Here is a 15,762-nt window from a genome sequence, read left to right as displayed (position 1 = left end):
CGATCAGCGATAATGCGCAACCTGCGTGATTTGAACCGGTGTCTTGATCAGGCGGCGAACATGAGCATGAAGATCCCTGTCCTGGGCTTCACCTTCGGCATTCTCGTGGCGACACTTATCGGCGGGGTACAGGCCCGCGACGACGGCCGCTATTCGCTATCTCCGCTCAAGCCGTGGTTTGACAGCCTCAGGTCTGGTCGGGGACCATGCTGTTCGGATGCGGATGGTTTCGCTCTTTCGGACCCGGATTGGGAATCCAAGAGTGGCCATTACCGCGTACGCGTAGACAATGAATGGATCGACGTCCCTGACGATGCAGTGATTACAGAGCCGAACCGGGTGGGCAGGACGATGGTCTGGCCCATCAAGGGATCTCTCGGAACCTCCATTCGCTGCTTCATGCCGGGCAGTATGACATGAGCCGCGACCCCTTGATCTCTTCCATATTATATGGAGCGATCTCGTCCGCCGATATTTTGACATCGGTCAACGCAGTGCGCGTCTCCTCACGATACAGGTTCTTGAACGCGTAGATCAGTGGAGAAAATCCCATGTGTGATTATAGCCTGCATACCGTCGCATCCCGCCCGGCCAGGGTTGGCGAGACGCTTGTTTCGACCGGCTTCTACGGCACATCCACGCGCGGCTTTGCCGCAAAGGGAGAGCCGAATGTCGCGGTATGTCTGCTTCCCGGAACCGAACTCGCATTCGAACGTGACGTCAGATATAATCGCAATTGGCTGTCGACCAAGAGCACAGGCTTTAGCGTGGCCAGATTTTGCGCGATCGAGCCGGGCGCCTCGCATCAGCATCACGATGCCCTCTCGTTTCCGGACGGAAAAACGGTTCTCGTGAATCTGTTGTCGGAAGGCCAGCACGCGCTGGTGCTTCAACTGCCTGTCATCCCGCGCGAACAGAGCGTCGATGGTAACGCTGAGAAGACCGTGATCCTTGCGGTTGATCCTGAGCTTACGGCCTGATCACTTACTTCGCCACGAAGTGTATCTTCGCAATCGGATTGGAACCGAGACAAACGGAGCGCGGCGCGGATTGCGCGTCAGGAAAACATGGCGATATTTTGCAAACATCTCTCAGCAATCCGCGACGTTGTTCCGAGCGCGCCGGGGTGTGAGGAATGCCTGAAATCCGGTGACCCCTGGTTGCATCTGCGGGTCTGCCGCACCTGTGGCCATGTCGGTTGCTGCGATCAGTCGCCAAACCGGCATGCAACAAAACATTTTCACGCGACCAGGCACCCGATCATCGAGGCCTACGATCCGCCGGAAGGTTGGGGCTGGTGTTACGTCGATGAAGTGATGTTCGATCTTTCGGGCCGGCCGACTCCGCATCTTGGTCCGATTCCGCGATTTTACTGAGGTGCTCAGATGCGGTTCGGGACAATGTGCATCGCTCTCGGAATCCTAGCGGCTTCACCGGTCCTGGCGCACGCCGGCCGCTACGAACTGATTCCCGAACCGGATGTTCGGCAATCATCCACCAACCGGGTGGCATCAGCCTATGTCATCGACAAGAGGGCCAGCCAGTTCTGGATTTGCACGGCGCGATATAATTTTCAGGATCTCACCGCGAACAACGGCGACTGTGTCAGGCTTTCGGCCGATATCGGCCGGCCCTCGCTGACCGAGACCTCGGATGTGCGCGCGGTAACAGGGACCACAGCTATCAGCGCTTTTCTTCCGGTATTCTGGTTCATCGAACCGACCAGCGGTGAGGTTCAGTTTTGCGCCGTACGGCATGCCGGATTATGCGTGCGGATGAACCTGCCCTGACGGTTTCGATCGCACTTGCCAACATTGTCAGTTTACCGGAACCTTGTGACCGGCATTAGACGCACGATAAACCAATAGTGCACTCACCTTGCGGCTACTTTACGTGCACGTCGATCAACAGTTTGGCGATTGCGGATTTGAGATGAAAATTGGAATCGTCGGTGCGGGAAGGGTTGGGTGTGCTTGCGCGCTCACCGCCGTTGTACGGGGCAGTGCCCGGACGATTGTGATCGTGGACCGAACGCGCAAACGGGCCCAGGCGGTTGCGACCGACCTGTGTTACGGCGCCCCGCTTTGTCCCAAGACCACCGTTGTCGACGGTGATTACGAGGATCTCACCAATTCGGAGCTGGTGATGATTACCGCCGGCATCAATGAAAAGGCCGGTGGGGCCATCGACCGCAGCGATCCCAAGGGCAGGTTGCGGCTATTCGATACCAACGCCGAGATCTATCGCGACATCGTTCCCCGCATTGTGCGGGCGGCGCCTCGCGCGGTGATCCTCGTTGTCACCGATCCGCCGGATCCGCTTGCCGATACCGCCCGCACGAGTGCCGGGCATGATCGCGTGCTGAGCACCGGTACTTTCCTCGACAGCCTGCGCTTCCGCGTTCACCTGGCCGAGCATTTCGATGTCGATGCCAACCAGGTGGAGGCGCAGGTAATCGGGGAACATGGCGTGTCGCAGGTCTTTCTCTGGTCGGCCGCCCGTATTGCCGGCGTGCCGATCGGCAAGCTCATCGAGGCGCGCGGCGAATCGCTCGACGGGGTGCGCAAGAAAATCGAAGACAGCGTTCGCTACGCGAACATCACCATCATCGAAGGCAATGACGCCAGCCAGTTTGGCATCGGCATTGTCGCGGCACGAATCACGGAAATGGTGCTTCGCGATGAGCGAGCGGTGGTGCCGATCGGTAGTTTCAACAAGAACTTTGGAGTCACCCTGTCGCTTCCGAGCGTGGTGGGACACGGAGGCGTCATCCGGAGTTTCGAGCCGGAGATGTCAGGCGAGGAGCGGCAGGCGCTCGAGGCGGGCGCCGCCAACCTGAGGAAATCGGAGAACCGAACCTGAGTCATTGATCGCACGATCTCCGCTTACCTGTCGCGGCTCACCGCCAGCGCTGGTCGACACAGGCCTTCGGCTGTTCGCCGCGATCCTGTGCCAGAGACGGATAGTCCGTGTACCCCTTCTCGCCGCCGCCGTAATACGTCGTCGGATCGTCGGCATTGAAGGGTGCGCCGATGCGCAACCGCTCGGGCAGATCGGGATTGGCGATGAACTTGCGGCCGAAAGCGATTAGGTCCGCCTTGCCTTCGCGAAGCCACTGCGCCGCGGTGTCGGTCTGGAAGCCGCCCGCCACCATCAAGGTTCCCTTGAATTTCTTCCGGATCGCCTCGACCATGGCGAGCGCCCGGGGATCCGGCGGTTTTCCGCTTTGCATCTGCTCCAGCGCCGGATTGACGATATGCAGATAGGCAAAGCGGTAGTCGCTGAGGCGCTCGGCGATGTAGCCAAAGGTCGCTTCCGGTTGGTCGTCGTGGATGTCGTTCATCTTGCCCATCGGCGACAGCCGCACGCCGATGCGATCCGGCCCCCAGATCCGTATCAAGGCCTCGGCGACCTCGAACAATAATCGCGTCCGGTTCTCGACCGGGCCGCCATAGGTGTCAAAGCGCCGGTTGGTGCCGGTCTCGATGAACTGATCGAGCAGATAGCCGTTGGCGGCGTGGATCTCGACGCCGTCGAAATCAGCGGCCCGGGCGTTTATCGCCGCCCGTTCATATTGCGCCACGATGTAGGGCATCTCTTCGATGTCGAGCGCGCGCGGCCGTACGAACGGCACGAGCTCGCCTTCGCCGCGCTCGTTCTCGATGAAGGCTTTGCCCTCCGGAATAATGGCGGAGGGGGCGACCGGGAGCATATTGTCGGGCTGCAGGGCAGGGTGCGAAATGCGCCCGACGTGCCAAAGCTGATTGAAGATCAACCCGTCAGCCTGATGCACCGCTTGGGTGACCCGATGCCATGCCTCGACCTGTTCACGGCTGTGGATGCCAGGCGTCCAGGCGTAACCCTGGCCCTGCATCGAAACCTGCGTCGCTTCGCTCACGATCAACGCTGCGGATGCGCGCTGCGCGTAGTAGCAGGCGGCAAGGGAGCTTGGCACGTCGCCCGGCTGCCGTGCGCGCGAGCGTGTCAGCGGCGCCATGACGATGCGATGCCGCAGGTTGAAGGGGCCAAGCCGGTACGGCACGAACAGCACGTCCGTGTTCGGCGCCTGTGCGGCACGGGGTGTCCGCGCAATCGTGGTTGCCTCGTTCATATTCGTTCCTGCAGCGGAGAACATTGGCGGCCCTTGGACCGTCCAAGTGAAGATATTAGGAGTGAAGTGATCTGCCTCAATTGACTGCCGTCAATGCGGAGCAGGATTAGAATTTCCCTAATAGGCCGGCCCTTGTAAGGCTCGTTTGCGCGGGCGGGCGTGACGGAAGATGTGACCAAAATGAACGCGAGCGACACCATCACCCTGATTGAGGGCTATGACGCGATGCGATTCTTCCTCGAAACGGTTTCGCTGCGGCTTGGCAAGACGGACGAGGAGATCGACGCCATCGTGGCGGGCTTGAAAATGGGCCGACGGTGCGCCGGTCGATCCGGCGATGTGGCAGGACTGGCTGGCGGCCGTGCAAATTACATGCGGCGGGCGAGGCGGTGAGACCGAACCGCCGAAAGGACGCTATTCGGTGCGCAACCCTTCGTGATCGGCTTTCGCAAGAGCATGGCGATGGGCTTTTCCGAACTGCAGGCGAAGCCGTGTTTCCGTCAAACCCTCGCTGGTGATGCCGTAGAAAACCGGCAATGCCAGAAAGATCAGCAGGGCCAGTTTCGGTGTCGATAGCCAGCCGGCCACGCCCGCTATGGCGTACAAGACGACGCCGAGTGCGGCGCGGAAGCGTTCTTTTGGGAAAAAGTCCGGATCTACATCCTCCTCCACAAGGTATGGATGGACGCTCAGAACGTGAAACACGATGAGCCATGCCAGGCACATCGACCCGGCAATGCTTGCATAGAGGGTCACCGCCACCCTGGCATCGAATTCGTTGCCGCTCTGGACGGCTGCGGACAGGATCGCCGTCGGAAGAGGAATCAGGGCCGAGGTCAACAGAAGAAAAAGGTTGGCCAGATGAAGACTGCGGTCGCAGTAGCGCACCCGTGCGAACACCGCGCGATGATTGAGCCAGATAACTCCGGCGTAGCAAAATGACGCAAGGAACGCGATATAGCTGGCCCATTGCGCGGTCAGCTTCTCCAACAGCTGGCCCGACGCATATTCCGGCCGTACGATTTCCGCCACCAGCAGCGTGATGGTAATCGAGAGCACGCTGTCGCTGAATGTCTCCAGCCGATCGGTTTCTGACAACCGGACGTGCGGCCATGGCGAATCCTGTTGGGACTTGGCGGCCCGGCGGGTTTCCTGCTTGGTGGTGCTCATTGGGTCTACAGGCCGGACAAATCCGCTTGACTGCCATGACGGGCGTCAATTCAGGCTAGGAGAGCCGTCCCGAATCGGTTCGGCGCCCGGCTCATGCGCCGTTACGTAATTCTACGTAATCGAATTTGTCGCGGATGCCGTCAGAGTCGCCAAAGGGGGCCGCGGACGTCGGGTGCGATGCGATAGCGCTGAAAATGCGTGCCGAGGACCGCTCTGGTGCATGAAAACTTAGCAGTTGCGAGTTCGTTCGCGACCAGCACTCGCTCGGAATAGATCGAATGTTAATCCCTTGCAAGAATCGGGAGTAAGGTCATGCTGACGCCCATGGTGCACGGTTCTCCCGACGTTGAGGCCAGCCATAGCATGACATCGTTACTTTCATGGCTGATGTCGCCGCAGGATTACATGCCCCACGGCATGTGCTTTCTCTGGCAACCGGAACTGATCGCACTTCACGTCGCATCGGATTCGTTGATCGCGCTTGCCTATTACTCCATTCCGGTAGCCCTGATCTACTTCGTCATGAAGCGCACCGATCTGGCATTTCCGGCCATTTTCGTGTTGACGGGTCTCTTCATTCTTGCATGCGGCACGACCCATGCCATGAGCGTCTGGACCCTGTGGTTTCCGGACTATCGGGTCGATGGCGGCATCAAAGCGGTCACGGCGCTGCTTTCCGTCGGCACAGCGGTCGCGATCTGGAAGGTGATGCCGCTGGCGCTGGCGTTGCCGAGCACGGGGCAGCTCGAGCGGGCAAACAAGCTCCTTGGTCAAGAGATCACTCAGAGGCAACGCGCTGAGGCCGCGCTGCGTGAAGCAAATGCGGAGCTCGAGCGGCGCGTCGCCGCGCGCACCGCGGACCTTCAGGAGGAAGTCGTGCGGCGGCGGGACACCGAAGCAACGCTCCGTGCGAGCGAGGAGCGCTGGCGCAGCATGTTCGAGGCATCGGCGGTCGGTATCACCATCATGGATCAACAGAACCGCTTCGCCGCCGTTAACGAGGCATTTCAGAAGATGGTTGGCTACACCGAGCAGGAACTGCAGTCGCTCGGCCCGGTTGATATCACGCATGAAGACGACCGCCGGGCCACGCGAGAGATGATCCAGGACGTGCAAAGCGGCAAGCGCCAAGACTACCAGGCTGAGAAGCGGTATTGCCGTAAGGATGGCAAGGTGATCTGGGTCCGCGTCAGCACCGCGCGGGCCCTCGATCCGAACAGCCCTATCCCCGGTATACCCGCCATCATTGAGGACTTCACGGAGCGCAAGAACGCCGAGGTTGCCTGGCACGACGCCCGGGATGCGCTGTCGCGTGCCACGCGACTAACCGTCATGGGCGAACTCTCGGCATCGATCGCCCATGAGGTCAATCAGCCACTTGCGGCGATCATCACCAACGGCCAAGCGTGTGAGCGCTTTCTTGGTTTCTCGCCGCCCGATCTGGACGAGGTCAAGGACGCGGTGGGCGAAATCGTCCGCGACGCCAGGCGCGCCAGCGAAGTGCTCAAACGTATCCGCGCGATGTCAAAGAACACCGCGCCGGAACGAGGGCAGGTGGATGTCAACCACGCGATTGCGGAAGTGCTGGCGCTTACCCGTGACGAGCTGCAGCGACATCGCGTTGCCGTCCAAACCGACCTGCGTTCAAAGCTTCCGACCATCGTGGCTGACCGGGTCCAGTTGCAGCAGGTCGTTCTCAACCTGGTCATGAATGGCATCGACGCGATGCGTGCGGTCACTGACCGCCCACGTATCTTGACGGTCCGTTCTCAACTCAACGATCAAGGCAACATCGTCGTCAACGTGGCGGATTCCGGCGTTGGTCTTGATCCAGCAAACCGGGACCGCATCTTCGAAAGCTTCTTCACCACGAAGCCCGAGGGCATGGGAATGGGGCTGGCAATCAGTAACACGATCATTGAAGCTCATCATGGCCGCTTGTGGGCGGAATCCGGATCTCCCTTTGGCGCCGTGTTCGGCTTCACCTTGCCTTTGGCCGCAGGAGCTAACCCATGACCGGCAATCAAACCATCGTCATGATCGTCGACGACGACGATTCGATAAGGAAAGCGGTCCGACGCCTGATGAAGTCGTATGGCTTCGCTGTGGAAACCTTTGCCTCGGCGGAAGAATTTCTCGGTTCCGATCGCCTGGCCAAGACATCGTGCCTTATCCTGGATATCCATATGCCGGGCATGAACGGCCTTGAATTGCAGAAACGCCTGGTGGCGTCGGGCTCCGTGGTCCCGATCATCTTCATTACCGCTTTCACCGATGACCGCGCTCGCGCCCAGGCGATGAATGCTGGGGCGGCGGGCTACCTCGCCAAGCCATTTAGCGACGACGAACTGCTTAGTTGTATTCACTCGGTGCTGGAGAACGCCGGAGCTGACGTTCCGCAGTCTGCGCCGCGGTAAGTCCAGCTCGATTGACGTATTCAAGCGCGGGGAGAAAAGCGGTCCACGCCGGGGGTGCATCCCGGCGCTTGGCACGCGCCACCGTCGCCAAAAACGGGGAGAGCGATGCAATCAAAAGGTTCACCGGTTCGCATTGTCTATATTGTGGACGACGATCCGGCATTGCTGGGCTCACTCGAACGTACTTTCCGCGCGGCGGGATTGACGGCGGGATTGACGGCGGTATCGTATCAGACTGCGTCCGCATTTCTTGATGCGGCGCCGGACCTCAGCGAAGGATGCCTTCTCCTTGATATCATAATGCCGGAAATGGACGGACTGGAGCTGCAGGAGCGGCTCAACTCCCTTGGGTTCAACATGCCGGTGATCGTGATGACCGCATGGGGAGATGTGGAGACAGCGGTGCAGGCGATGAAAAGCGGTGCGGTCGATTTCATCGAGAAGCCTTTCAACGACGAAGCGCTTCTCGATGCCATCAACGCCGCATTGGCGCTGGACCGGGGTCCGACCCGTGATCGGGAAAGCGTGGTCGCCTCCAAGCTGATGGCGAAGTTAAGCCCGCGCGAACGCCAGGTGCTCGATGGGCTGGTCGGCGGCAGCTCGACCAAGCAGATCGCCTACGATCTCGGCATCAGCGCACGGACGGTCGAGGTGCACCGCGCCCGTATGCTGGCGCGACTTGGGACCCACTCTCTTGCTGAAGCGATCCGGCTGGCCGTGCTGGCGGGGTTGCCCCCAGCCGATCTTGAGGCCAACGCCGCTGATCGTCAGCGGCTTTCCGGCGCCTCGCGTCGGTTGCCGGAATAGGCGAGCTATTTTGTCACGAAGGCCAGCGATCCTACCGGCCTATTCGCACACGGACGATCTCGTGTCCCCGGTCGTCCGTAACGAGAATGGAAGATCCGTGCCAGCTGCCATCTTGCGCGAGTTCTTGGGCAACAACAATGGCATGCGCCGTGGCGTCATCGGCCGTCGAAAAAACCGATCCGGTTTCGTCAGGATACCGGCTGCCGTTGTCAACGTGGAAATAAAACCGGCTTCCTTCAGCCGAAACCTCTGTTTGAGATAGGTCGAATATAGCGGATCTCGGCGAAGAGAGACGCTCGGTATGGCGCCAGGCGGCGTGCTTCAACGGGATGCCCGCGAGATTTACGACCGAATCGACGCTGTCGGAGAAGCTGCGGCCGATCTGCTGGTGAATACCGAAGATAACGCAATGATCGGACGTATCGACAAGCCGTGTCCCCAGAATATCGCGAACGCCGCACGTCAATATGAAATCGTTGTACCACTCGCTGCTTCGTAACACCGTCCGGAAGACACTCGGAGAGCTTTTTCCAGCTTCCATCGAGCAATGGCGAGTACGGGTCCAGGGCAGCGTAGTGCTGGACGTAATCGGACTTGAATCCAGCGCTAAGGCCGCAGAAATGCGCCTCATCCACCTTACCTGTGCTCTTGTTGAAAAGGATCAATGCTGCGCCCGCGACGCCCGCTGCGTCCGTCAACGCCGTTAGCGCGTCGGGCCACGCCTCGGGCGTGACCGCTGCATCGTGAAGCCTTGCAACAAGAAAGGACATGACAAATCGGGCCCCTAAAGCTCGGTTGGCGGAATTTAACCAATTTAGGACCCTTTAAGAAGCGTGGAGTTGACGCCGGTCAGGTAATTTTTCCGAAATTGAATGTTCGCATCGGAGCGAAATCCCGCGACCTTGCATTGATACTCGTCAATGTGCTGTCAGTGCCTCGGTGAGAAAAATCCGCGTTGTTGGAGCCGTCGCCCCGCCGCGGTCGCCGCTTCTTGCAGAGGCCTTCTCGCAAAGGGATCGTGTCATGCTGATCACCATCTGCCGTCTTTACGATTCATACACCGACGCCAATCGGGTCGTGGTCATGCTCGAAGCTGTCGGCCTGCCACCGTCGGAGACCAGCGTGATTTCAAACAATTCCGACGCTTGGTACAGTGCCACCAAGACCGCCAATGTCGTCCCTGTGGGGAATTATGGCGCGAGCAGCAAAGCCGATGGCAAGGTCGAGGGAGCAGCGCTCGGCGCTGCGATCGGTGCCACCGCGGCGACCGCGGCCAGCCTCGTCACCATGCTGGCAATTCCTGGTGTCGGCGCCGTCGTCGGCGCCGGATGGCTCGCGGCTCTGTTGGGTAGCATGGCGATCGGCGGCGTCGCCGGCGGCCTGCTCGGGGCGCTGACCAATGCCGGCATCAACGAAGAAGACGCGCAAGTCTTTGTCGAGGGCGTGCGCCGCGGCGGAACCGTGGTCGCCGCACGGGTGCCGCAGAGCGAATTGCCGCGGATCGTGCCGATCATGAACCGGTCGGCGGTGAATCTGCTGGAACGCAGCGAACTCTACAGGAAATCGGGCTGGCAATCATTCGATCCGAGCGCCGTGCCCTATACCGCCGACCAGGTTCGCAGCGAACGCGCGCTGCATGCGCATTAGCCGATCGGTCGGAATTTGATGTCCGTCAAGGCCGCGATCAGCCGGTCGCCTCATTCTCGGTCGATGGTCGCGATCCGGAGGCTGCAGTGATCCTCGAGCAGTTATTGTTGGGAATTATGGTGGTGGCCGTAACGTTACTGCTGCTGCCGCTCCTGTTGGTCATGGTTGGCGTCGGGGCGGCGATGCTGCTCTGGTTCGTTGTTTCCGCGGCGGTGCTGGGCGCTCTGATTTTCTGGGTGGTGTTTCCCGGTACTTACGGGCTTGCGATACTGCTTCTTGTGCTGGTGATCGGTTTGCTTCTTGTTGACAGACAAACCCGGCACGGGGCTCCCTGAGAGACGCGAGAAAGCCGACTTGTCCGTTGCGCGCGCCTCGAGATGGGACCTACGCAATTGATGATTCTGCGCTAGGAAAGCCGAGCCGAACAAACCGCACAGGAGCAGCCCATGAGCCATTACGATTATAATCCCCGGCGAACACCCGACGGGATGGCCACGCCGCCATGGGTCGGCGCCCAGATCGATACCGGCCTGCGCGCCTACATGCAGCGCGTCTACAGTTACATGGCCGGTGGTCTTGCGGTGACCGGCATCGTCGCCCACGCCGCCGCAGCCTCTGGCTTTTACCAGGCCATCGCTGGCACGCCGCTGATCTGGATCGTCATGCTGGCGCCGCTCGGCTTCGTTCTGGCCCTAAGCTTCGGCATCCAGCGAATGAGCGCCGGAACGGCGATGATGCTGTTCTGGATCTATGCCGCAGTGATGGGGCTGTCGCTGGGAGGTATTTTCCTAGTGTACACCGGGACGTCGATCGCGCGTGTGTTCTTCATCACCGCCGCGACCTATGGCGCGATGAGCCTCTACGGATACACCACGAGGTCCGATCTTTCGGGTTTCGGCTCGTTCCTTATGATGGGACTGATCGGTATCGTGATCGTGTCCCTGGTTAACATCTTTGTCGGCTCGAGCGCGCTTCAGTTCGCAATCTCCGTCATCGGCGTCCTGGTATTTGTCGGCCTTACCGCCTACGACACCCAGCGTATCAAGGAGATGTATCTCGAGTCGGACGGCGCTGAACTCGCTGACAAGAAGGCGGTGATGGGTGCGCTGGCGCTCTACCTCGATTTCATCAATCTTTTCATGATGCTGCTGCAATTGTTCGGCCAGCGCCGGGATAATTGATTCAAGCGATCCGAGGGGTTGATCCATGGCGCGCTTTCTGGTCGCGCTCGGCCTTGTCCTTCTAGTGGCCGGCCTGCTTTGGCCCTATCTGAGCCAGATCGGGTTGGGCCGGCTGCCCGGCGACATCGTGATCCAGCGCGAAAATGTAACATTTTATTTTCCGCTGGTGACATGTCTTCTGCTGAGCGTGCTGTTCAACCTGGTGTTTTGGGTCGTGAACCGCTGAAACGGCGATCGTCACCGCGCCGAATGTCGGGCCCCGCGCGCCGCTTTTCCGGGAGAGGCTGCGCGTGTACGCTTCGATGCCGGCGCGCCCTTCCGGGCATCCAGCATGCCATGCAGGTGCGCGACCGCGTTTTCGATGTCATAGTGCTGGTATTGGCCGGCGCGGCTTTCTGCTGAGAGCACGCCACAGCGGTGGACCTTGCTGAAATCCCCATAGGGAAATTCGTAGTGTCCCTTGGTCTGCTCGGGTTTTTCGTCATTGATTCCCAAATACCACCTGCCGTAGTCGGCAAAACCGTGCAGGCGAATGAATTCATTTTCCTGCAGTGCGGATGGCCGGTGCTCGCTCCATGCATCGCGCTCGTCCAGTAAAATCCGTCCTTCGTTGATAAGCTCCTTGGCATGCTCGAATGCCCGGCGGTTTAGCCTCACCTTCATGGATCTCTCCTCTTGAAGTCGCTGCCGATCGGAATTGACGGCTGGTCCAGCCCGTAACAGACAAAACAAGACGCGGATGGCCATGACGGCAATCAACTCTCGGATGGCTTTTATCGACGACCGCATTCGATAACGACAATCCAATCGTTCCAATCTTTGACGAACGCCAATGCCGGCTGCATGCCAGGCTCTTACATTCGTAAGCCTGTGGGGTGGATCGTCCGAAACTTGTCAGATACCGGGCGTGCGAATTGTTTCGATGCGAAGTAGTGGAGATCGTGTGATGAAAAAGAACTTGGCCACACTCGCGCTGGGCGCGACAGTTTCGATCGGCGGGGTTGCGAGCCCGACGACAGCGGACGCTCGATGGCATCATGGCTTTCCCGTCGCTCCAATCGTCGGCGGCCTGGCGGCAGGGGCCATTCTTGGCGCAGCACTCGCGGCCCCCAGGCCCTACTATAACGCCTATGCCTACGAACCGGTCTATTTCGGGCCGCGATGTTATGTCCGGTCCGAACGCTTCTGGGACGGATGGCGTTGGCACGTTCACCGTGTCGAGGATTGCTACTGAGCAGCGGCACCGCACCGGCGACGAAATGCGGACGTCCGACGATGCCGGTGGTGCGGATCAAGCTAGTCGCCCTGTGCCCAGCGGAACTTCGAAAAGATGCTGGCCGCCTTCGACGACGACGATCGCGGCATTGGCCGGTTCGCCGCTTCGCGCCAATTCCCGAGCGAGCTTCGTGGCATGCTGCATGGCCAAGGAGGCCGCAAACACCTCGCCGACTCCATCCTCGAATATCGATGATCCGTCCCGGTAATGAAAATAGTAGGGTGGCATAGGCTCCCTAGATCAGTTCGAATATCCGGCGATCAGTTAGAGGAAGTACACAGCACATAACGCCAGGGACCGAGTGGGCAAAATGCCACACTTTGCCCCCAACAGCCGCGCACGGGATGGAAAGCAGGTGAGGGCGTAACCCCGCAATAAAACCCCGGCGGCCCAGTTTCGTTCCGGGGACGTGGAGCGCGCAGAGACGGCCGCCGCCACATCGACCAAGCGGTGGTCGCTGGGTTGGGTTGACCGGCATCAATGCCTACGAGAGCACGGACCCCGACAATGCTTTCTCTGACGGCCTGACGTCCCCACGGGAGTAATTCGATGATCAAGGACATTATCGTCCATCTGGAGCACCAGGCAGCGCGCGATCCGGCTCGCGACTTTGCCATCGCGATCGCCGAGATCTTCGATGCGCATCTCACCGCAGTTGCTTTTGCCTATGCGCCGGATTTTCCGGGCTATGTGATGCTGGAATTTCCATCCGATATCGTGTCCCAGATGATGGCCGAGAGCGAGAAGGCCGCTTTGGCCGCGATTGAACGCTTCGATGCCGCCGCCAGGCGCCGCCTGATTTCCGCGGAGCACCGCCTGCTCAAGCCGGTAGGGGCGTCAGCACCGGCAGTCCTGTCGACACTCGCCCGGCGTTTCGATCTCGGCGTGTTCATGCAGTCGGAGCCGAACGGAGTTGACAATGATGACATGATCGAATCTTCGCTGTTCAAGTCCGGACGTCCGCTGATCGTGGTGCCGTACATCCAGAACGATGGACTGAAGCTCGACCATGTCGTGTGTTGCTGGGACGGCAGCCGGGCTGCGACCCGCGCCATCAATGATGGGCTGCCGCTATTGGCCAAGGCGACGACGGTCGACCTGCTGATCGTGCTGAACGAAAAGACCGACATTTCTCCGAACGAGATTCACGGCGCCGAAATGGCGAAGCACCTCGCCCGCCACGACGTCAAGGTTCAGATCGTGAAAGTCCCGGCGGCCGACATCGACGTTACCAACGCCATCCTGTCTTACGTCGCCGACGTTTCCGGAACGTTGATCGTGATGGGCGGCTACGGCCACGCCAAGCTGCGCGAGATGATTCTGGGCGGAGTAACCCGCGGTATGCTCCAGTCGATGACGGTTCCGGTATTCATATCGCACTGAATGGGCAACGCGCCATCGCGCCAGGGAGCCAGCACCATGCGGCCCGGTTTGTACGCATTCGCTGCCGCGGCCAGCTTCCTTGGCGCGACCACCTATATCGGTCTGGTCGAGCAGCCGGCCCGGTTGGCACTCAGCGGCGCGGCGATGCTTCGGGAATGGAAATGGAGCAACCGGCGCGGTACGCTGGTGTTGTCGGTTTTTGCCGCGGTATCGGCCATTCTCGCCTACGTTCAGTTCAAGACCAACGGCGACGTACGCTGGCTCATCGGCGGCACCGTCATCCTGGCGAGCTGGCCATACGCTTATTTTGTGATGATGCCGGTGAACGTCTGGCTGTTCATGATTCCGCCGGGAACAGCCCTCTCACCCCTGCGCAAATTGATGCGGGACTGGGGGCTGCTGGAATGGGGTCATGTCCTGATCGGATTTGCCGCCGCTTGCGTCTTTGCCTGGGCGCTGGAGTTACCGTTGTAATTGATAGTCATCAAGGCCACTGGGCGACGCCTCAGTCAATCTCTGCGGCGGTGCTGAACGAGGGGCCGATGCTTCACATCGATATTCCGACCCTGGAGGAGTTTAAGGCGCTTGCACAGATCAAGGGCGAGGTCTGCATTTCGGTGTACTTACCGGTCTCTCCCCTGGTCCAGAACATCCGGGCCAATCGCATCGCGTTCAGGGACCTCGCCAGGGAGGCGCTGGCGCAGTTGAGGGAGGCCGGCGCCGACAAGCGCAAGATCGCCGTTTTCGAGGAGCGATTCGATCATCTCGCAGGCCTTGAGCACGACGTTCAGGATGAAGACAAGATCAGAAAGCGCAGCGCGCGAAGTCAGACCCGTTCGATACGTTCTAGCACAATCAGGCGAATGGGTTGGCGGTGCTCTCGACCTCCGGCTTGATGCGAATGTTCCGCCTGCCCAACTCGCCAAAACCGTTGGCCGAGGTGGCGGACCGGCTGCATCTGAAGCCTCTGATACGCGCCATGACGTCGCCGCACGATATCTTCGTGCTGGAATTGGCGGAAGAAAGCGTCCGGCTGATCCACGCCTTCGTCAACTTTCCGCCGGTGCGGCTGCAGATTCCAGACCTGCCTGGGAACGCCGAGCAAGCGACACAGCGTCCGTCCTTTCACGTCCGGGCTCCGCGCGGCCGGCTGCAAAACTTGGAAGGCGAGAAGGTGCTGCTGCATAAATATGCGAGGAAGGTCGAGCAGGCCATACACAACGTATTCGCCGGGCTGAATACCCCGCTGGTTGTCGCGGCGGAGGAGCCGCTCGCCTCGATGTACCGTTCGCTCAATAGCTATCCCAGGCTGGCCGACGAGATGATCGAAGGAAATCCGGATCAGAAAACGGATGCGGAGCTGGAAGACACCGCGATCCCGATTCTAGACCGTCTCTATTCGCGCGAGGTAAAGGCGGTGATCGCGCTCTACGACCAGTTGAAGCCGCGACGTGCGACGACGGATGTCTCCTATGCCGCGCATGCCGCAACCGCAGGCGCTGTCGAGCAACTTCTGGTCGATCTCGACGCGGTTGTTCCCGGTCTCGTTGGTGACGTCGATGGCAGCGTGATCTATTCAGCGTCCGACAATGCCGAGACCTACAGTGTTGTCGACGAAGTTGCGCGGCGCGCGCTGTCTACCGGGGCGAGGGTGCTGGGCGCGCGGCGGGAGGAATTGCCGGACCGGGCGCCGCTGACCGCCACCCTCCGCTACGACTTTGGCTTGATCCAGTCGTGACAACGACAATTCGTTCGGCGCGGGACTACGCC

At 60.1% G+C, this 15,762-nt stretch carries 23 protein-coding genes; 18 read left to right on the top strand and 5 right to left on the bottom strand.

All coding sequences use genetic code 11. The features are described 5' to 3' along the window. Positions 1 to 66 precede the first annotated feature (66 nt). The 5 genes from BLR13_RS02880 (at position 67) to BLR13_RS02860 (ending at position 2,862) form a co-directional block, all read left to right on the top strand. Positions 67 to 420: a hypothetical protein gene (locus BLR13_RS02880; RefSeq protein ID WP_074832018.1), complete on the top strand. Its 354-nt coding sequence runs from the start codon at positions 67 to 69 to the stop codon at positions 418 to 420. A gap of 131 nt (positions 421 to 551) precedes the next feature. Further along, complete coding sequence (locus BLR13_RS02875) at positions 552 to 980, top strand: hypothetical protein (protein WP_074827774.1); 429 nt, start codon at positions 552 to 554, stop codon at positions 978 to 980. 87 nt (positions 981 to 1,067) lie between these two features. Next, on the top strand, positions 1,068 to 1,376 hold the full coding sequence (locus tag BLR13_RS02870; RefSeq protein ID WP_171945000.1) for a UBP-type zinc finger domain-containing protein: 309 nt from the start codon (positions 1,068 to 1,070) through the stop codon (positions 1,374 to 1,376). A gap of 9 nt (positions 1,377 to 1,385) precedes the next feature. Continuing rightward, complete coding sequence (locus BLR13_RS02865) at positions 1,386 to 1,790, top strand: hypothetical protein (protein WP_143039804.1); 405 nt, start codon at positions 1,386 to 1,388, stop codon at positions 1,788 to 1,790. Positions 1,791 to 1,932: 142 nt separating this feature from the next. Further along, positions 1,933 to 2,862 carry a lactate/malate family dehydrogenase gene (locus tag BLR13_RS02860; RefSeq protein ID WP_074827780.1) on the top strand — a complete coding sequence of 310 codons (930 nt, stop codon included), beginning with the start codon at positions 1,933 to 1,935 and terminating at the stop codon, positions 2,860 to 2,862. Positions 2,863 to 2,899: 37 nt separating this feature from the next. Here BLR13_RS02860 and BLR13_RS02855 read toward each other — a convergent pair whose 3' ends face one another. Beyond that, positions 2,900 to 4,111: an alkene reductase gene (locus tag BLR13_RS02855; RefSeq protein WP_074827782.1), complete on the bottom strand. Its 1,212-nt coding sequence runs from the start codon at positions 4,109 to 4,111 to the stop codon at positions 2,900 to 2,902. Positions 4,112 to 4,291: 180 nt separating this feature from the next. On the opposite strand from BLR13_RS02855, the gene BLR13_RS02850 reads away from it, so the two are divergent. Then, complete coding sequence (locus BLR13_RS02850) at positions 4,292 to 4,504, top strand: hypothetical protein (protein WP_074827784.1); 213 nt, start codon at positions 4,292 to 4,294, stop codon at positions 4,502 to 4,504. 21 nt (positions 4,505 to 4,525) lie between these two features. Here the strand turns inward: BLR13_RS02850 and BLR13_RS02845 are convergent, their stop codons facing one another. Beyond that, entirely contained in the window at positions 4,526 to 5,281 is a 756-nt protein-coding gene (locus BLR13_RS02845; protein ID WP_079586846.1) for a TMEM175 family protein, read from the bottom strand. Between the two features lie 312 nt (positions 5,282 to 5,593). Here BLR13_RS02845 and BLR13_RS02840 point away from each other — a divergent pair, with 312 nt between their 5' ends. The 3 genes from BLR13_RS02840 (at position 5,594) to BLR13_RS02830 (ending at position 8,505) form a co-directional block, all read left to right on the top strand. Then, the gene (locus tag BLR13_RS02840) at positions 5,594 to 7,297 is read left to right on the top strand and encodes a PAS domain-containing sensor histidine kinase (RefSeq protein ID WP_079586847.1); all 1,704 of its coding nucleotides are present in this window, start codon (positions 5,594 to 5,596) and stop codon (positions 7,295 to 7,297) included. Next, entirely contained in the window at positions 7,294 to 7,698 is a 405-nt protein-coding gene (locus tag BLR13_RS02835; RefSeq protein ID WP_074827789.1) for a response regulator transcription factor, read from the top strand. The genes BLR13_RS02840 and BLR13_RS02835 overlap by 4 nt, the downstream gene beginning before the upstream one ends. A gap of 105 nt (positions 7,699 to 7,803) precedes the next feature. Beyond that, positions 7,804 to 8,505, top strand: a complete 702-nt coding sequence (locus BLR13_RS02830; protein WP_074827792.1) for a response regulator transcription factor — start codon at positions 7,804 to 7,806, stop codon at positions 8,503 to 8,505. Between the two features lie 31 nt (positions 8,506 to 8,536). Here the strand turns inward: BLR13_RS02830 and BLR13_RS39860 are convergent, their stop codons facing one another. Continuing rightward, positions 8,537 to 9,136 (bottom strand): DUF6894 family protein, encoded by a 600-nt coding sequence (locus BLR13_RS39860; protein ID WP_143039805.1) that lies wholly within the window; start codon positions 9,134 to 9,136, stop codon positions 8,537 to 8,539. A gap of 392 nt (positions 9,137 to 9,528) precedes the next feature. Between BLR13_RS39860 and BLR13_RS02820 the strand changes: the two genes are divergently transcribed. From BLR13_RS02820 to BLR13_RS02805, 4 genes are all read left to right on the top strand, one after another. After that, the gene (locus BLR13_RS02820; protein WP_074827795.1) at positions 9,529 to 10,152 is read left to right on the top strand and encodes a hypothetical protein; all 624 of its coding nucleotides are present in this window, start codon (positions 9,529 to 9,531) and stop codon (positions 10,150 to 10,152) included. Between the two features lie 86 nt (positions 10,153 to 10,238). Further along, complete coding sequence (locus BLR13_RS02815) at positions 10,239 to 10,487, top strand: hypothetical protein (protein ID WP_074827798.1); 249 nt, start codon at positions 10,239 to 10,241, stop codon at positions 10,485 to 10,487. A 111-nt stretch (positions 10,488 to 10,598) separates the two neighbouring features. Further along, positions 10,599 to 11,333 carry a Bax inhibitor-1/YccA family protein gene (locus tag BLR13_RS02810; protein WP_079586851.1) on the top strand — a complete coding sequence of 245 codons (735 nt, stop codon included), beginning with the start codon at positions 10,599 to 10,601 and terminating at the stop codon, positions 11,331 to 11,333. A 25-nt stretch (positions 11,334 to 11,358) separates the two neighbouring features. Continuing rightward, the gene (locus BLR13_RS02805) at positions 11,359 to 11,559 is read left to right on the top strand and encodes a DUF2905 domain-containing protein (RefSeq protein WP_074827805.1); all 201 of its coding nucleotides are present in this window, start codon (positions 11,359 to 11,361) and stop codon (positions 11,557 to 11,559) included. An 11-nt stretch (positions 11,560 to 11,570) separates the two neighbouring features. Here BLR13_RS02805 and BLR13_RS02800 read toward each other — a convergent pair whose 3' ends face one another. Continuing rightward, positions 11,571 to 11,996, bottom strand: coding sequence for a hypothetical protein (locus BLR13_RS02800; RefSeq protein ID WP_074827809.1), 426 nt, complete (start codon positions 11,994 to 11,996; stop codon positions 11,571 to 11,573). A gap of 283 nt (positions 11,997 to 12,279) precedes the next feature. Here BLR13_RS02800 and BLR13_RS02795 point away from each other — a divergent pair, with 283 nt between their 5' ends. Next, positions 12,280 to 12,567, top strand: a complete 288-nt coding sequence (locus BLR13_RS02795; RefSeq protein ID WP_074827812.1) for a hypothetical protein — start codon at positions 12,280 to 12,282, stop codon at positions 12,565 to 12,567. Between the two features lie 57 nt (positions 12,568 to 12,624). On the opposite strand, the gene BLR13_RS42530 is transcribed toward BLR13_RS02795, so the two are convergent. Beyond that, on the bottom strand, positions 12,625 to 12,837 hold the full coding sequence (locus BLR13_RS42530) for a DUF6894 family protein (RefSeq protein ID WP_079586852.1): 213 nt from the start codon (positions 12,835 to 12,837) through the stop codon (positions 12,625 to 12,627). 321 nt (positions 12,838 to 13,158) lie between these two features. On the opposite strand from BLR13_RS42530, the gene BLR13_RS02785 reads away from it, so the two are divergent. The 4 genes from BLR13_RS02785 (at position 13,159) to BLR13_RS02770 (ending at position 15,730) form a co-directional block, all read left to right on the top strand. Next, the gene (locus tag BLR13_RS02785) at positions 13,159 to 13,992 is read left to right on the top strand and encodes a universal stress protein (RefSeq protein WP_074827814.1); all 834 of its coding nucleotides are present in this window, start codon (positions 13,159 to 13,161) and stop codon (positions 13,990 to 13,992) included. A 36-nt stretch (positions 13,993 to 14,028) separates the two neighbouring features. Continuing rightward, entirely contained in the window at positions 14,029 to 14,466 is a 438-nt protein-coding gene (locus BLR13_RS02780) for a DUF1772 domain-containing protein (protein ID WP_074832027.1), read from the top strand. 68 nt (positions 14,467 to 14,534) lie between these two features. Beyond that, positions 14,535 to 14,888, top strand: a complete 354-nt coding sequence (locus tag BLR13_RS02775) for a hypothetical protein (protein ID WP_079586854.1) — start codon at positions 14,535 to 14,537, stop codon at positions 14,886 to 14,888. Beyond that, positions 14,867 to 15,730, top strand: coding sequence for a hypothetical protein (locus BLR13_RS02770; protein ID WP_244525214.1), 864 nt, complete (start codon positions 14,867 to 14,869; stop codon positions 15,728 to 15,730). Before BLR13_RS02775 ends, BLR13_RS02770 begins: the two co-directional genes overlap by 22 nt. The last annotated feature ends 32 nt before the right edge of the window (positions 15,731 to 15,762 follow it).

Source organism: Bradyrhizobium ottawaense (assembly GCF_900099825.1).
GTDB lineage: Bacteria > Pseudomonadota > Alphaproteobacteria > Rhizobiales > Xanthobacteraceae > Bradyrhizobium > Bradyrhizobium ottawaense_A.
The sequence above is the reverse complement of the archived record's forward strand: the minus strand, read 5'-3'. Positions and strand labels throughout refer to the sequence as shown.

What these genes read in the sequence shown, in the direction of transcription:
- BLR13_RS02880 (WP_074832018.1), top strand. Translation starts at nt 67, where the DNA reads ATGAAGATCCCTGTCCTGGGCTTCACCTTCGGCATTCTCGTGGCGACA.
- BLR13_RS02875 (WP_074827774.1), top strand. Translation starts at nt 552, where the DNA reads ATGTGTGATTATAGCCTGCATACCGTCGCATCCCGCCCGGCCAGGGTT.
- BLR13_RS02870 (WP_171945000.1), top strand. Translation starts at nt 1,068, where the DNA reads ATGGCGATATTTTGCAAACATCTCTCAGCAATCCGCGACGTTGTTCCG.
- BLR13_RS02865 (WP_143039804.1), top strand. Translation starts at nt 1,386, where the DNA reads ATGCGGTTCGGGACAATGTGCATCGCTCTCGGAATCCTAGCGGCTTCA.
- BLR13_RS02860 (WP_074827780.1), top strand. Translation starts at nt 1,933, where the DNA reads ATGAAAATTGGAATCGTCGGTGCGGGAAGGGTTGGGTGTGCTTGCGCG.
- BLR13_RS02855 (WP_074827782.1), bottom strand. Translation starts at nt 4,111, where the DNA reads ATGAACGAGGCAACCACGATTGCGCGGACACCCCGTGCCGCACAGGCG.
- BLR13_RS02850 (WP_074827784.1), top strand. Translation starts at nt 4,292, where the DNA reads ATGAACGCGAGCGACACCATCACCCTGATTGAGGGCTATGACGCGATG.
- BLR13_RS02845 (WP_079586846.1), bottom strand. Translation starts at nt 5,281, where the DNA reads ATGAGCACCACCAAGCAGGAAACCCGCCGGGCCGCCAAGTCCCAACAG.
- BLR13_RS02840 (WP_079586847.1), top strand. Translation starts at nt 5,594, where the DNA reads ATGCTGACGCCCATGGTGCACGGTTCTCCCGACGTTGAGGCCAGCCAT.
- BLR13_RS02835 (WP_074827789.1), top strand. Translation starts at nt 7,294, where the DNA reads ATGACCGGCAATCAAACCATCGTCATGATCGTCGACGACGACGATTCG.
- BLR13_RS02830 (WP_074827792.1), top strand. Translation starts at nt 7,804, where the DNA reads ATGCAATCAAAAGGTTCACCGGTTCGCATTGTCTATATTGTGGACGAC.
- BLR13_RS39860 (WP_143039805.1), bottom strand. Translation starts at nt 9,136, where the DNA reads ATGAGGCGCATTTCTGCGGCCTTAGCGCTGGATTCAAGTCCGATTACG.
- BLR13_RS02820 (WP_074827795.1), top strand. Translation starts at nt 9,529, where the DNA reads ATGCTGATCACCATCTGCCGTCTTTACGATTCATACACCGACGCCAAT.
- BLR13_RS02810 (WP_079586851.1), top strand. Translation starts at nt 10,599, where the DNA reads ATGAGCCATTACGATTATAATCCCCGGCGAACACCCGACGGGATGGCC.
- BLR13_RS02805 (WP_074827805.1), top strand. Translation starts at nt 11,359, where the DNA reads ATGGCGCGCTTTCTGGTCGCGCTCGGCCTTGTCCTTCTAGTGGCCGGC.
- BLR13_RS02800 (WP_074827809.1), bottom strand. Translation starts at nt 11,996, where the DNA reads ATGAAGGTGAGGCTAAACCGCCGGGCATTCGAGCATGCCAAGGAGCTT.
- BLR13_RS02795 (WP_074827812.1), top strand. Translation starts at nt 12,280, where the DNA reads ATGAAAAAGAACTTGGCCACACTCGCGCTGGGCGCGACAGTTTCGATC.
- BLR13_RS42530 (WP_079586852.1), bottom strand. Translation starts at nt 12,837, where the DNA reads ATGCCACCCTACTATTTTCATTACCGGGACGGATCATCGATATTCGAG.
- BLR13_RS02785 (WP_074827814.1), top strand. Translation starts at nt 13,159, where the DNA reads ATGATCAAGGACATTATCGTCCATCTGGAGCACCAGGCAGCGCGCGAT.
- BLR13_RS02780 (WP_074832027.1), top strand. Translation starts at nt 14,029, where the DNA reads ATGCGGCCCGGTTTGTACGCATTCGCTGCCGCGGCCAGCTTCCTTGGC.
- BLR13_RS02775 (WP_079586854.1), top strand. Translation starts at nt 14,535, where the DNA reads ATGCTTCACATCGATATTCCGACCCTGGAGGAGTTTAAGGCGCTTGCA.